A 12,720-nucleotide genomic window follows, 5' to 3' on the forward strand; every position below is an offset into this window, starting at 1 on the left:
TCGCGACGCTGATCAAGAACGCCAAGAAGATCAAGACCTCGGAAGAGGTTGCCCAGGTCGGCACCATCGCCGGCAATGGCGACGTTTCGGTCGGCTCGATGATCGCGGAAGCGATGCAGAAGGTCGGCAATGAGGGCGTCATCACCGTCGAGGAAGCCAAGACCGCCGAGACCGAGCTCGAAGTCGTCGAAGGCATGCAGTTCGACCGCGGTTATCTCTCGCCCTACTTCGTCACCAACGCCGAGAAGATGGTTGCGGATCTGGAAGACGCCTACATTCTTCTCCACGAGAAGAAGCTCTCCAACCTGCAGGCCATGCTGCCGATCCTCGAGGCTGTCGTGCAGACCTCGAAGCCGCTGGTCATCATTTCGGAAGACGTCGAGGGCGAGGCCCTGGCCACGCTCGTCGTCAACAAGCTGCGTGGCGGCCTGAAGATCGCCGCCGTCAAGGCGCCTGGCTTCGGTGATCGCCGCAAGGCCATGCTGGAAGACATCGCTATCCTCACCGGTGGCCAGGTCATCTCCGAAGACCTCGGCATCAAGCTCGAGAATGTCGGCCTGAACATGCTCGGCCGCGCCAAGAAGGTGTCGATCTCCAAGGAGAACACCACCATCGTCGACGGCGCCGGCAAGAAGGCCGAGATCCAGGGCCGCGTCGCCCAGATCAAGCAGCAGATCGAGGAGACCACCTCGGACTACGACAAGGAGAAGCTGCAGGAACGTCTCGCCAAGCTGGCGGGCGGCGTTGCCGTCATCCGCGTCGGCGGTGCGACCGAAGTGGAAGTCAAGGAAAAGAAGGACCGCGTCGATGACGCCCTCAACGCGACCCGTGCGGCCGTCGAAGAAGGCATCGTTCCCGGCGGCGGCGTCGCACTGCTGCGCGCTTCGCTGAGCATCAAGGCAACCGGCGCCAACTCCGACCAGACCGCCGGCATCAGCATCGTGCGTCGCGCGCTGCAGGCTCCGGCCCGCCAGATCGCGGCCAACGCCGGTGCGGAAGCATCGATCGTTGCCGGCAAGATCCTTGAGAACAAGGGCGCGACCTTCGGCTACAACGCCCAGACCGGCGAATATGGCGACATGATCGCCATGGGTATCGTCGATCCGGTCAAGGTTGTGCGCACGGCTCTGCAGGACGCGGCCTCGGTCGCCGGCCTGCTGGTCACCACCGAAGCCATGATTGCGGAGGCTCCGAAGAAGGAGTCGGCTGGCGGCGGCATGCCTGGCGGCATGGGCGGCGGCGGCATGGGCGGCATGGGCGGTATGGATTTCTAATCCAACCCATCAGCCTTCATGTACGGAAAGGGCGGCCGAGAGGTCGCCCTTTTTCGTTAATGGGACGGAGGATGAGAGGCGGTCCGATTCCAAAGCAAGCGGAAGCATACCCCTGACCGTTTCTTCGGCGTCGGCGCAGAACGTGAATTGCAGAGCTGGAGCGTCGGCCCTTCGGCAGGGCTCCGCGCTGGCCTCGATGCCGTGGAAGCGCGAAACGTCAATGCGCCGTGACTGCGATCTCTTTCGCCGGCAATGCCCCCTCAATCAGCGCCGCGACCTCATCGGCTACCGCCAGCACCGGGGCGCGGTCGCGGGTGGCGCGTGCGATCACCATCAGCCCTTCCAGCGATGATTCGACCAGCAGCGCCAGCGCGTGCGCGCGGCGCTCGGGCACCCCTGCCCTGACGAAGGCCGCCCTGAGCAGGCCTATCCATTGCTCGAAGGCCGACCGGCACAACTCAGCCAACTCCGGCATGTCGGTCGGCGAATCCAACACCACGGGCGCGATCGGGCAACCGAGCGTGAACTGGTTGTCTTCCAGCATGCGCGCGACCGATTGGTAGATGTGGTGGACCGCCACCGCCGGATCTTTTTCGGCAGCGAGCGCGGCGTCCAGCCTCTGCGTCACATCGGCGACGCTATCGCGCGTAACCTCGACGACCAGCTGATCCTTGCCGCCCGGAAAGTGGAAGTAGAGCGAGCCCCTTGGTGCACCTGAGGCACTCAATATGTCGTTGAGCGACGTGCCGTGGTAGCCGCGCTGCCTCAGCAGCAGCGCCGTTGTCTCGAGTATGCGGATGCGGGTGTCGTTCGCCATGTCAACCTCTGTCAGGAATGAGCATTATAGGCCTTGCCTCGAATATGACAACCGGTCTATATAATATATAGATCAGTCTATATATCAGCGAGGGGCGAATGCGTAGTTATCGTCTTGAAGGAACCGGCGTGACCAAGTGCCTGGTGATGCGCGACGGGACGCAGCCGACGCCGAAGCCGCACGAGATCGTCGTGCGTGTCCGCGCCACATCGCTCAACCGCCGCGATACGATGATCCTCAACGGCACCTATCCGCTGACGCCGCGCCAAGGCGTTATCCCGCTGAGCGACGGTGCCGGGGAAGTCGTTGCCGTCGGAGATGCCGTCACCCGCTTTGCCGCCGGCGACCGCATCACCGGCAGCTATTTTGCACGCTGGATTGATGGCCGCATCAATGCCGGGCTGATCGACCAGCTTGGCTGCACGCTGGACGGGATGCTGACTGAATACGCGGTGCTCGACGAGCAATGGGCGGTGTGGCTTCCCGATCATCTCGACTGGCATCAAGCGGCGACACTGACCTGTGCCGGCCTGACCGCTTGGAATGCCGTGACGGCGGCCGAGATGCCGAAGCCCGGGCAGTGGGTTCTGGTCATCGGTTCAGGTGGCGTCGCGCTGTTTGCGCTGCAATTCGCCAAGCTGCTCGGCTGCCGGGTCGTGGCCGTCAGCTCGCGCGGCGAGAAGCTGGACCGGCTGCGGGCGCTGGGCGCCGACCTCGTCGTCTCGACGGCCGACATGCCGGAATGGGGTGCAGCTGTGCGCGAAGCAAACCGGTGGCATCGACCTCGTCGTCGAGACCGGCGGCCCGCCGACCTTCGCGCAATCGATGATCGCCTGCGCGCTTTACGGGCGCATCGTGCTTCTCACCATACAGGATGCGAAAGGCGGGACGGTGCAGATCCCCGGCCCGGTCTACCAGCGCAGCCTCGCCACCATCAGCCGCCTCTTCGTCGGCAATCGCACCAACCTCGAAGCCATGCTGCGCGCCATCTCGGTGCATCGGCTTAAGCCTGTCATCGACAAGGTGTTCGCCTTCGACGAGCCCCAAGACGCCTACCGTTATTTCCAGCAAGGCGACGTCTTCGGGAAAGTGGTCGTCGACGGCGCCTGACTGGTTCGCCCCCAAAATCTGATCGACCCCCTCAAATCAAAGGAGAGACACAATGACCATTCGTGAAGCAGAGGCCCAATGGCAGGGATCGTTGAAAGAAGGTTCGGGCCGGCTGAGGCTAGGCAGCGGCGTATTCGAAGGCGCCTACTCCTTCCCGTCGCGTTTCGAGAACGGTCCCGGCACCAACCCGGAGGAATTGATCGCGGCGGCGCATGCCGGCTGCTTCTCGATGGCGCTGAGCGCCATCCTGGGCCGCGAAGGTTATACTCCCGCACGCATTCACACGATCGCGAAAGCGCATCTCGGCGCCACCGCGGCCGGACCGACGATCACCCGTATCGAGTTGGAGACGGAGGCAAGCGTGGCCGGGCTGGCTGCCGGGGATTTCGAGCGGCTGGCGCAGACGGCCAAGGAGAGCTGCCTCGTGTCGCGGGCGCTGGCCGGCGTCGCGGCGATCACGCTCAAGGCCCGCCTCGTCGAAACCGTTGCTGATCACTGAAGGGAAGGAATATCCAATGACACAGGAACTCATCATCGACATCGCCGCGGCCAAACGCTCCGCCGAGACGGCCGAGATCATGCGGCGCTACAACGACGTCTTCCAGCGCCACGACCCGTCGGCGCTCGACGATCTGGTGGCGGAAGATTGCGTGATCGAGAACACCACGCCGGCCCCGGACGGCGCCCGCCGCATCGGCAAGGGCGCCTGCGTCGAACTGTGGTCGGCGATCGCGACCGGACGCGGCACGCGCTTCGACATCGAAGAAACCTTCGTCGCCGGCGACCGGGCAACGATCCGCTGGCGCTACTGGATGGCCGACGGCAATTCGCTGCGCGGCGTCAACCTGATGCGCCTGGCGGACGGGCAGATTGTCGAGGCCATGGGCTACGTGAAGGGATAGCGCTTGGCGCGACAAGCTGCCGTCAGCCAAGCTGCACCGCGCGCGCATCCTTGCGATATAGATCCTTGATCGGCTCCTGCGCGGCGCGCAATGTCGTGATGTCCATGCATATTCTCCAGTCGTGAGATGTCGCTGTTCGAAATCGTGTGTCATTGCCGGGTTACTCCGGCACGCTCACACCCGAGCCCCCGAGTTCGGCGGGGAAGTCTTTCAGCTTCGGCAATCCGTCCTTCATCGGCAGGACCGTCTCGGCGTAGTTGACATGAACCCCCGGCGTGAACTTCACCGTCGGTATCGTGGCCGCATAGACGTCTACCAGTCCGAGCGGCGGATGATCGGTCATCAGATGGCCGCCGCACTTCGTGCAGAACTGACGGTCGCTCATGTTGGACTTCTCGAAGCCGGACAGGAACTCCTCGCCCTTGGTGACCTTGACGTTTTCCGGCTTCCACAGCGTGAACGCGTTCACGGGAGACGCCGACCACGAACGACAGGAACTGCAATGGCAGTAGCCCATCGCCTCGGCCGCTCCGTGCACTTCGATTTCCACGGCGCCGCAAAAACATCCGCCCTTATGTACCGTCATGACTTAGATCCTCATTTTTCTTGAGTTCGACTGCGCTCAGCAGCTGATTTGAGACAGAGCTCAGCGCCGACGGGGTTTAAAGCTTCCGGCAATGAACGGAATGACGAGGCGTCCGCCTCACTTGACAGCGCGTCCGGAACTCGAAAGGGATGTCGCGCCGGGTTGCCGCGCAACTTACGGGACATGGATGGAATGGCCGGGGACGCTCTGTCTGACCTCTTGAAAAAGGTGCGTCTCACCGGCGCGACGTTTTTCGACATCAAGGCTCAGGATCCATGGGCCGTCTGCTCGCCTGCCCCGTCATCGATACTGCCGAAGATCCTGCCCGGCGCGGACCACCTGATTTCCTATCACGTGGTGACGGCCGGCCGTTGCTTTGCTCGCATCGTGGGCAAGGAGGCGATCGCGGTGGAGGCCGGCGAAGTCGTGGTCTTCACCCACAGCGACCCGCACATCATGTCGAGCAATCCCAAGCTCGCGGCCGATCCTCCGACCGCCGATGTCCTGGAGATCGCGTCCGCCAGCCAAATGCCGTTCCACATCAACCATGGCAGCGACGGGTCGATCTCGGCTAGGCTCGTTTGCGGTTATCTTGCCTGCGACGCACAGCCATTCAATCCGCTGCTCGATGCATTGCCCCCGGTGATCAAGGCCGGGGACGTGAAAGGCGATGCCGGCTGGCTTGGCCAATTCATCAGATTGGCAGTCTCGGAAGTGGCGGAAAAGCGGGCTGGCAGCGAGACCGTGCTCACCAAGCTCAGCGAGCTCATGTTCGTCGACGTCCTGCGCCGCTATGTGGAGTCGCTTCCACCGCAACACACCGGCTGGCTGGCGGGCCTGCGCGACCCGCACCTGCGCAAGGCGCTGGCGCTGATCCACGATCGGCCCGAGCACAATTGGACCGTGGAGGCGCTGGCGAAGGAGGCCGCGCTGTCGCGCACCGTGCTCGCCGAGCGTTTCACCAGGCTCGTCGGGATGCCGCCGGTGCACTATCTCGCCAAATGGCGGATGCAGATTGCCTCGGAACTGCTCAGCACCGGCAACAGCAACGTCGCAAACATAGCGGCGGAAATCGGCTACGAGTCCGAGGCGGCGTTCAGCCGTGCCTTCAAGAAGATGATCGGCGTCCCCCCATCGGCCTGGCGGCTGGGTGTTCGCGCTGCGCCCGGTTTCGGCGGCGGCGAGGCTCCCGAAACCGAAGGCGGACCCGCCGATCCGCAGCGGTAAGAGCAATTCCAGGAAAGGTGCGAAACGGTTTCCGTCCGGAATGCGTCAAAACAAAGAGATCTACCGGTCCGCCAGCGCCAGTTTGGCGCCGAGCATGACAAAGGCTCCGGCGAAGGTGCGGCGCATCCAGGTCAGCACCTTCGGCCGCGACACGACATGGCTGCGGACCGACGCCGCGAAGATGCCGTAACCGACAAAGACCACGAAGGTGAGCAGCATGAAGACGCTGCTGAGCTCCAGCATCTTCGACAGCGCATGCGATTCGGTGGTGCTGACGAATTGCGGCAGGAAGGCAAAGAAGAAGATCGACAGCTTCGGATTGAGGATGTTGATGAGGATGCCCGAAGTGATCACTTTGCCGGCCGAGCGCGGCGCGACATTTTCGTCGACGCTCAGGCCGCCCTTCTCCTTCAGCGTGTTCCAGGCCATGTAGAGCAGGTAGGCGACGCCGAGATATTTCAGCGTCTCGAAGGCGACGGCGCTGGTGTGCAGCAGAGCCGCGAGGCCGGTGATGGCGGCCGCCATATGCGGAATGATGCCGAGCGTGCAGCCGAAAGCGGCAATGATGCTGGCACGCGCACCACGCGAAAGCCCGGCGCTCAGCGTATAGAGAACGCCAGTGCCGGGCGAAGCCACGACAATCAGCGACGTCAACAGGAATTCGATGCTCACAGATGGTCTCCCGGTGCTGGCCCTGCCGCCGGCAGCGTAATCAGCGAAACGTGCGGGCACAAGCCAGCCTGAGAGCCTATCCGCATTCAGATTATGCTATTGGCGTGCAGCTTGCTATCCGCGATGGGCTGCCGAACTTCCCAGTGTTCGACTAGCTTACTCTCGTTCAGCCTGAAAATGTCGACGATGGCCAAGCCCTCCTCTTCGGGTTCGCGTTTTGCGTGCATGTGCACGATGACGAAATCCCCTTCGGCAAAAATCCGCTTCACCTCTCCCCTCACGAGGGGAAATGACTGTTTGAGCTGCTGCAGATAGGCTTTGAAGCCGTCCGCACCATCCGCAATGTTCGGATTATGTTGGATGTAGCGTTCGCCAAAATGCATCGAAGCAGCTTCGATGTTGCCCTGGTTTACTGCTTTGTCGATGAAGTCCAGGACGATCGTCTTGTTGGTCTCGAGCGAATTAACTGGATTTGATGGTTCGTCACGCATGTTTTGCTCCGTGAGGTGCCTGCTTCTGCCTGGTGTGAACAGGAGCGTCCGCACGCCGACATTGCCAACATAATCAGCCACGCTTGTGAGATGGTCGATATGCCATTCCGCTAGATTCTTATCCAATCGTCTAATATCGTTGTCCGATTCATCATCGGAGGATGGTTCTCATGGATGCCTTGTCCGAAGTTCTTGCTTCGCTGAGATTTGGCAGCGCCATGATCGGCAGCGCGACCCTGCATCGGCCATGGGGTATTTCGGTCGATCCGATAAGGAATGCCGCCATCCACGTCATACAGAACGGCGAATGCTGGCTGCGGCTAGCCGGTGAAAAGGAGCCGATCCGCTTAGGCGAGGGAGACGTCATCCTTGTCGCGAGCGGTATCGGGCATGCCCTTTGCAATCCGGCGGATGCACCGACGGCATCGATATCCGCCGTCCTTTCCGCAAATCGGAGCGGACTGGAACCGAAAAGCGAGAGCGGCGCGACAACTCTTCTTTGTGCGAGATATTCACTCGTCGGCGTCGGACCATATCCGATGGTTTCGCTGCTTCCACCGCTGATCCATTTGACCCGAAATCAGATCGACACCAGCGAGCCGCTGCGGCTTGCCCTGGAACTTCTGCAGGTCGAAGCAAAAAGCAATCTCGGCGGTCACGACATTGTCGCCCCACGTCTTCTCGACAGCACGTTGATCTTCTTATTGCGTGCCTGGATAGAACATCAGCCTCTCGGAACAGGCGGATGGTTTGGCGCCTTACGCGATAAAGGCATTGCGCAGGCTTTGCGCCTGATCCACGAGCGGCCGGATGGTCCCTGGACTATCGCTTCCCTTGCCAGCGGCGCGGCACAGTCCCGGGCCACCTTCGCGCGTCGCTTCGCTCAACTCGTGGGACAGCCGCCGCTGTCCTATGTGACTCGATGGCGGATGAACCTTGCCGCCAAGGCTCTGCGAGAAACGAACCAGAACATTGGCGAGATCGGGCGCGCCGTCGGATATGAATCGGTGCCGTCGTTCTCGCAGGCATTCAAACGGTTGACCGGACGATCGCCCGGCCTCTACCGCAGCGACTTTCGATCATCTGACTGACGAATTTCAAAACTGCCCGAGGGCCGTCACTACACCACCGGCAGTCCGTGAGCCAGGCGCGCCATCAGGCAGTCGTCATCGCCCGGCATGCAGGCGCGGCAGACGTCGGGACGGATCTCGTAGATGCCGCAGGCGGTCGACTTGCCGACCTCGCCGCACAGTGCCGAACAGCGCGCGCCGTCGCAGCGCATGCCGGCTTCATCGGCAGCCACGTATTTTTGCGGGATAAGGTCGAGCTGCGCGTCATCCTCGGTTGAAAAGCGCGGCCATCTTGACGAGTAGGCGCAGCAGGCGCCACAGGTCTGGCAATCGAAGGCAACCGGATCGGCGCCCTCTTGTGGCGACAAAAAATCCTCTGCGACCGCCAGGGCAAGCAGCCTTGGCGCAGATTTCCGGCCGGCATTTTGCTGCAAGGGTGCTATTTCTTCTTCGGCTTACGCGGCGGTGCTTCGGCCGGCGACCTGAACAGATCGGTACCCGCTTCGGCGGCTTCACCGGTTTTTGGTGCGGCGGCCGGCTTGGCCGGCTTCACGGCGGCAGTAGGCGCGGCCGGCTGGCCCTTGGCGGAAAACTTGATTGCCATATCAATCCTCGTCAGAGAAACGCGATGATGGCGCATTCGGATTGCGAAGGCGGCCGATGAGCGCCGAAACGGCCGTGATGTTCATTTCTTCGGGCGACCAGTTCCTGGCTTCCTCGATGTGCCGGGGCGCCAGCTCGCGATGCGTGCTGCCGCTGTAGGCGGCGTCCTGATAGGTCACGCGCTCGTGCGTCTTGGCGTTTTCCCGGACGTATTCGATCAGATAATTGGGGCATTCGGCACGGCCGCGCACGCCGAGCCGCACCTGGGCATCGCCGTGGACACGCCGGCAGCGCTCGAGCTTTTCGAGCACGCGCCGGACATATTCGACCGGCTTGTCGAGCTCACCCACGACATCGGCGATGGTCGAATCGGCGGCGATCGCCTTTTGAGGCACGCGTTTGGTGGCCATCAGCGTTTGCCCGCGCGTTTCGGCGAGGCCGCGAGCGCAACCGCTGCCGCCATGTCATCGGCTTCCTTTTCCAGGCGCAGTTCGCGCAGCCGCGCGGTCTTGGCTTCGCGCGCCTGGCTGACGGCATCCCGTTCGGAATTGATGCGGTCGAGCGACATCGACTGGGTCCGCGTCTTGCTAAAAATGGATTCGGCCTGGTCGCGGGGTCTTTTTGAAGTTGCGGTCAAGGTCTTTCTCCCGGTTCGGAGCGCGCCGCCGAAAAGTGGCGAGACTGGTCTTTCGGCCAGGATCCCGCACAAAGCAATACGGCAGCCGGTTTCAAATTGCTGGAACGTCCTCAGAGACCGTTTGGAAATTCTACTCTGACGGCCGTCTGATGGCCGTCAGAGCGAATTTCGAAACAGCCTCTTAGCACGTCCGGGCCGTCGAGCAGCGCTCTTTCGGCGGTCGAAGCGCAAAAATGAAAAAGGCCAGGCACCGCCTGACCTTCCATGAGAGCGCATGCGCATCCCGAGAGACGCGCAAAGAAACGTTCTTCTCATGCGCATGAACGGGGACTTAACCTCCCGCGATCATGTGCTGGAATTTGCCATTCACCGGTGCCAGTACATCCGTGGTCACCGGTGAGGCTGAATTCCGTTTTAGGCCGCCTTCAACTGGTCGGCGGACATCTTGCCCGACTTGTTGTCGCGGACCATCTCGTAGCCAAGCTTCTGGCCCTCGACGATGTCGCGCATTCCGGCGCGCTCGACGGCTGAGATGTGGACAAAAACGTCGGCAGAACCGTCGTCAGGCTGAATAAAACCAAAACCCTTGGTGGCGTTGAACCATTTAACTGTGCCTGTGCTCATAACGAACCCTTTCCATGGCAAATATTCGTTCGCCGTCATGCGGATGCACAACAACGTTTGTCTCGATTTTGATGGGGAAGTTCGTCAAAGGCGCGCCTCGGCACGCGGATAACAAAAGTCGGTCAAACAAACATCGACAAAATTCTTGTAGACTTCTTTGCGCGCTGTGTCAATTTTTTGATTTGCAACACTCGTGGAGATGCGCGGCGGCGGCAAATACGACAGCGAAAACCGGGCTATTGCCCGCCGAAAAAACCACTTAGCCGGGAACCATTTTGGCGCCGGAGCATTTTTTCGGTGTCGAACGCCGTTCTCGAAAGAGCGATCTTGAGAAAAGGCGGACGACCACCAGGACGCCCCCCGCGCAGATAAAAGGCACGAGGGGCGTTCCTGTGTGATGCGACCATTCGCGCCGCCGCCCCCTGCTCCTCACACCATGCCGCGACTGAGCCCGCCATCCACCGGCAAAGCCACGCCGGTAATATAGGCGGCGGCGGCGCTGGCCAGGAATGCTGCAACCGCACCGAATTCGGCGGGAGTGCCGTAGCGCTTTGCCGGGATATCGGCCTGACTCTCGGCGGCGATCACGGCAGCGTCGACACCCCTGTCGGCGGCGTCCATGGCGTCGAACTGTTTGGTCCGGTCCGTCGCAAAACGGCCAGGCAGCAACAGGTTGACGGTAACGCCGTCCGCCGCCACTTCGCCGGCCAGGGTCTTGGCCCAGCCAGCGAGCGACGCACGCAGCGCATTCGAGGCGGTAAGGCCGGGGATCGGCTCGCGGACGGAAGTCGAGGAAACGGCGATGATGCGTCCCCAGCGCCGCGCCCGCATGCCTGGCAGGAAAGAAATGGCAACGCGCATCTGGCTCAGCACCATGCTGGTGAACTGCTTCTCCCAGACGCTCGCATCGAAGACGCTGGCCGCGAAGGGCGGCGGGCCGCCGCCATTGAGCAGGACGATGTCGATCCGCTGATGCTCGTCCTCGACGGCATGGATCAGCCGGGAGACGCTGTCGTGGTCGGAGAGGTCGGCGCTGAAGGTCGAGCAGATGTGGCCGGCGGCCTCGATCGCGCGCCGCGCCACATCCAGGGTCGCCTCCCCTCGTCCGACCAGGATGATCTCGGCGCCTTTCGCCGCGAGCGCTTCGGCAACGCCGAAACCGAGGCCCTTGCCTCCGCCGAGAACAAGCGCCCTCCGCCCCTCAAGATTTGCATCCATCAAGCCAAGCCTCCTGCTGGTTTCACTGGCTATTTCGAGCGACTTCCCTAGCGGACATGCACGATAGCGTCGGCTTCGACCGGAACATTGGCCGGCAAGCCGGCCATGCCGAGCGAGCAGCGGGCGTGCTCGCCACGCTCGCCGAAAACATGGAGCAGAAATTCGGATGCTCCGTTGCCGACCTCCGAATAGGCCGAAAAGCCGGCCGTCGCATTCACATAGACGGTCAGCTTGGCGAATTTCACGACACGGTCAAGATTGCCGTCCAGTTCCTTGTCCAGCCAATAGACGATGTTGGCCGCGCAGAGCCGGGCGGCGTTCTGCGCAGCAGCCAGATCGATCTCTCTGCCGACCTGGCCGATCGCGGCGATCTCCTGCGCGATCTCGGGAATCTGACCGGAGACATAGACGATGTCGGCGACCCGAACCGTCGGCGAGAACGGCAAAGCAGGCCGCTCGAGCGACGGCCAGGCGACACCGAACTCCTCAAATCTTCTTCTGTAGGACAAGGTGGCTGCTCCTGTTTTCGTTCGTGCGAGCGGACCTTGAATTCAGATCGGGCTTTCGGATAGCCTGATAGTGCTGACACAGCTATCAGGAATTCTTATGACTGGAGATATCGACGTCAGGCTGCTGCGCGCCTTCGTCACCGTGGCCGATACGGGAACGGTGAGCCGGGCGGCCGATCGACTTGCCCGCACCCAGGCGGCGGTGAGCATGCAGCTTCAGCGCCTCGAGGGTGAAGTCGGCGCCGAGCTGCTGCGCCGTTCGCCGCGCGGCGTGACGCTGACCGAGGCCGGCGAGATCCTGCTCGCCTTCGCCCGCAAGGCCATCGCGATCGGCGACGATGCCAGGCGCGAGATAGAAGGCCGCAGGCTGGTCGGCCGTGTCCGGCTGGGCATCATCGAGGATTTGGCGGTGACACGGCTGCCGCTGATCATTGCCGACTTCCGCCGCCGGCATCCTTCCGTGGAGATCGAGCTGACATCGGCCAGCAGCGCCGATCTCAGCAAGTCGCTGGGCGAAGGAAAATGCGACATCGTCATGGCCGATCCGGCGCGCTTCACAAAGGCGCCGCGAGGTCATCTGTCACGACAGCTGGTCTGGGCGGCAAGCCGCATGATCGAGATCGATGACGAGGTCGAGCTTCCGCTGGTCATCTTCGAAGGCGCCTGCTCCTGGCAGGACAGAATGCTGGCCTCGCTCGCCGAGGCCGGGCTCGGCTGGAAGATCGGCTGCCGCGTGTCGACTTTCGCGACGCTGATCTCGGCGCTGAGGGCCGGGCTTGGCATCGGCCTTCTGCTGCAGGAAGGACTGCCGCCCGACTGCCAAAGCCTCAACGGACGCTTCAACCTGCCGCCGGCGCCGATGGCGGATTTCGGCGTCTACTTTGCGAGGGACCCGTCCCGGCTGGTCGAGGAGTGTGGCGATTTCCTGCGGGCGGGATTCGAAGTCTAACGAAACGATCCGACGTCATTCACCGTTCCTG

18 protein-coding genes and 1 pseudogene are annotated in these 12,720 nt (G+C 62.3%); 8 read left to right on the forward strand and 11 right to left on the reverse strand.

What is annotated here, in order from left to right:
- Positions 1 to 1,274 (forward strand): chaperonin GroEL (gene groL, locus NKH91_RS26805; protein ID WP_352951019.1); only part of this gene is annotated, 1,274 nt, incomplete at its 5' end.
- A gap of 217 nt (positions 1,275 to 1,491) precedes the next feature.
- On the opposite strand, the gene NKH91_RS26810 is transcribed toward groL, so the two are convergent.
- Positions 1,492 to 2,091 (reverse strand): TetR/AcrR family transcriptional regulator, encoded by a 600-nt coding sequence (locus NKH91_RS26810; protein WP_352481740.1) that lies wholly within the window; start codon positions 2,089 to 2,091, stop codon positions 1,492 to 1,494.
- Between the two features lie 230 nt (positions 2,092 to 2,321).
- Here NKH91_RS26810 and NKH91_RS26815 point away from each other — a divergent pair.
- The 4 genes and pseudogenes from NKH91_RS26815 to NKH91_RS26830 form a co-directional block, all read left to right on the forward strand.
- Positions 2,322 to 2,798, forward strand: a pseudogene (locus NKH91_RS26815) (zinc-dependent alcohol dehydrogenase family protein); the annotation flags it as partial.
- A gap of 40 nt (positions 2,799 to 2,838) precedes the next feature.
- Entirely contained in the window at positions 2,839 to 3,201 is a 363-nt protein-coding gene (locus NKH91_RS26820) for a zinc-binding dehydrogenase (RefSeq protein WP_352848378.1), read from the forward strand.
- Positions 3,202 to 3,253: 52 nt separating this feature from the next.
- A complete protein-coding gene (locus NKH91_RS26825) occupies positions 3,254 to 3,700 on the forward strand; it encodes an OsmC family protein (RefSeq protein ID WP_023722760.1) in 447 nt (148 codons plus the stop codon).
- 16 nt (positions 3,701 to 3,716) lie between these two features.
- The gene (locus NKH91_RS26830; RefSeq protein ID WP_352848381.1) at positions 3,717 to 4,103 is read left to right on the forward strand and encodes a nuclear transport factor 2 family protein; all 387 of its coding nucleotides are present in this window, start codon (positions 3,717 to 3,719) and stop codon (positions 4,101 to 4,103) included.
- Positions 4,104 to 4,263: 160 nt separating this feature from the next.
- Here NKH91_RS26830 and NKH91_RS26835 read toward each other — a convergent pair whose 3' ends face one another.
- Positions 4,264 to 4,689 (reverse strand): GFA family protein, encoded by a 426-nt coding sequence (locus NKH91_RS26835; protein ID WP_031195266.1) that lies wholly within the window; start codon positions 4,687 to 4,689, stop codon positions 4,264 to 4,266.
- A gap of 192 nt (positions 4,690 to 4,881) precedes the next feature.
- On the opposite strand from NKH91_RS26835, the gene NKH91_RS26840 reads away from it, so the two are divergent.
- Positions 4,882 to 5,916: an AraC family transcriptional regulator gene (locus NKH91_RS26840; RefSeq protein WP_352848384.1), complete on the forward strand. Its 1,035-nt coding sequence runs from the start codon at positions 4,882 to 4,884 to the stop codon at positions 5,914 to 5,916.
- A gap of 60 nt (positions 5,917 to 5,976) precedes the next feature.
- Here the strand turns inward: NKH91_RS26840 and NKH91_RS26845 are convergent, their stop codons facing one another.
- Positions 5,977 to 6,588, reverse strand: a complete 612-nt coding sequence (locus NKH91_RS26845; RefSeq protein ID WP_352848387.1) for a LysE family translocator — start codon at positions 6,586 to 6,588, stop codon at positions 5,977 to 5,979.
- Positions 6,589 to 6,674: 86 nt separating this feature from the next.
- Positions 6,675 to 7,079, reverse strand: coding sequence for a nuclear transport factor 2 family protein (locus NKH91_RS26850; protein WP_352885038.1), 405 nt, complete (start codon positions 7,077 to 7,079; stop codon positions 6,675 to 6,677).
- A 170-nt stretch (positions 7,080 to 7,249) separates the two neighbouring features.
- Here NKH91_RS26850 and NKH91_RS26855 point away from each other — a divergent pair, with 170 nt between their 5' ends.
- Positions 7,250 to 8,170 (forward strand): AraC family transcriptional regulator, encoded by a 921-nt coding sequence (locus tag NKH91_RS26855; RefSeq protein WP_352848393.1) that lies wholly within the window; start codon positions 7,250 to 7,252, stop codon positions 8,168 to 8,170.
- 29 nt (positions 8,171 to 8,199) lie between these two features.
- On the opposite strand, the gene NKH91_RS26860 is transcribed toward NKH91_RS26855, so the two are convergent.
- From NKH91_RS26860 to NKH91_RS26890, 7 genes are all read right to left on the reverse strand, one after another.
- Positions 8,200 to 8,517 carry a YkgJ family cysteine cluster protein gene (locus NKH91_RS26860; RefSeq protein WP_502895891.1) on the reverse strand — a complete coding sequence of 106 codons (318 nt, stop codon included), beginning with the start codon at positions 8,515 to 8,517 and terminating at the stop codon, positions 8,200 to 8,202.
- 71 nt (positions 8,518 to 8,588) lie between these two features.
- Complete coding sequence (locus tag NKH91_RS26865) at positions 8,589 to 8,753, reverse strand: hypothetical protein (protein WP_352481746.1); 165 nt, start codon at positions 8,751 to 8,753, stop codon at positions 8,589 to 8,591.
- Between the two features lies 1 nt (position 8,754).
- Positions 8,755 to 9,162 carry a hypothetical protein gene (locus NKH91_RS26870; RefSeq protein WP_023722751.1) on the reverse strand — a complete coding sequence of 136 codons (408 nt, stop codon included), beginning with the start codon at positions 9,160 to 9,162 and terminating at the stop codon, positions 8,755 to 8,757.
- Positions 9,162 to 9,389 (reverse strand): hypothetical protein, encoded by a 228-nt coding sequence (locus tag NKH91_RS26875; RefSeq protein WP_352481748.1) that lies wholly within the window; start codon positions 9,387 to 9,389, stop codon positions 9,162 to 9,164. Before NKH91_RS26875 ends, NKH91_RS26870 begins: the two co-directional genes overlap by 1 nt.
- A 414-nt stretch (positions 9,390 to 9,803) precedes the next feature.
- Positions 9,804 to 10,013, reverse strand: coding sequence for a cold-shock protein (locus tag NKH91_RS26880; RefSeq protein ID WP_010915421.1), 210 nt, complete (start codon positions 10,011 to 10,013; stop codon positions 9,804 to 9,806).
- Between the two features lie 429 nt (positions 10,014 to 10,442).
- On the reverse strand, positions 10,443 to 11,231 hold the full coding sequence (locus tag NKH91_RS26885; RefSeq protein ID WP_352848396.1) for an SDR family oxidoreductase: 789 nt from the start codon (positions 11,229 to 11,231) through the stop codon (positions 10,443 to 10,445).
- Positions 11,232 to 11,278: 47 nt separating this feature from the next.
- Positions 11,279 to 11,740, reverse strand: a complete 462-nt coding sequence (locus NKH91_RS26890) for a RidA family protein (protein ID WP_031195259.1) — start codon at positions 11,738 to 11,740, stop codon at positions 11,279 to 11,281.
- A gap of 97 nt (positions 11,741 to 11,837) precedes the next feature.
- Between NKH91_RS26890 and NKH91_RS26895 the strand changes: the two genes are divergently transcribed.
- Complete coding sequence (locus tag NKH91_RS26895; RefSeq protein WP_352848399.1) at positions 11,838 to 12,689, forward strand: LysR family transcriptional regulator; 852 nt, start codon at positions 11,838 to 11,840, stop codon at positions 12,687 to 12,689.
- The last annotated feature ends 31 nt before the right edge of the window (positions 12,690 to 12,720 follow it).

Source organism: Mesorhizobium sp. M0894 (assembly GCF_040319725.1).
Taxonomy (GTDB): domain Bacteria; phylum Pseudomonadota; class Alphaproteobacteria; order Rhizobiales; family Rhizobiaceae; genus Mesorhizobium.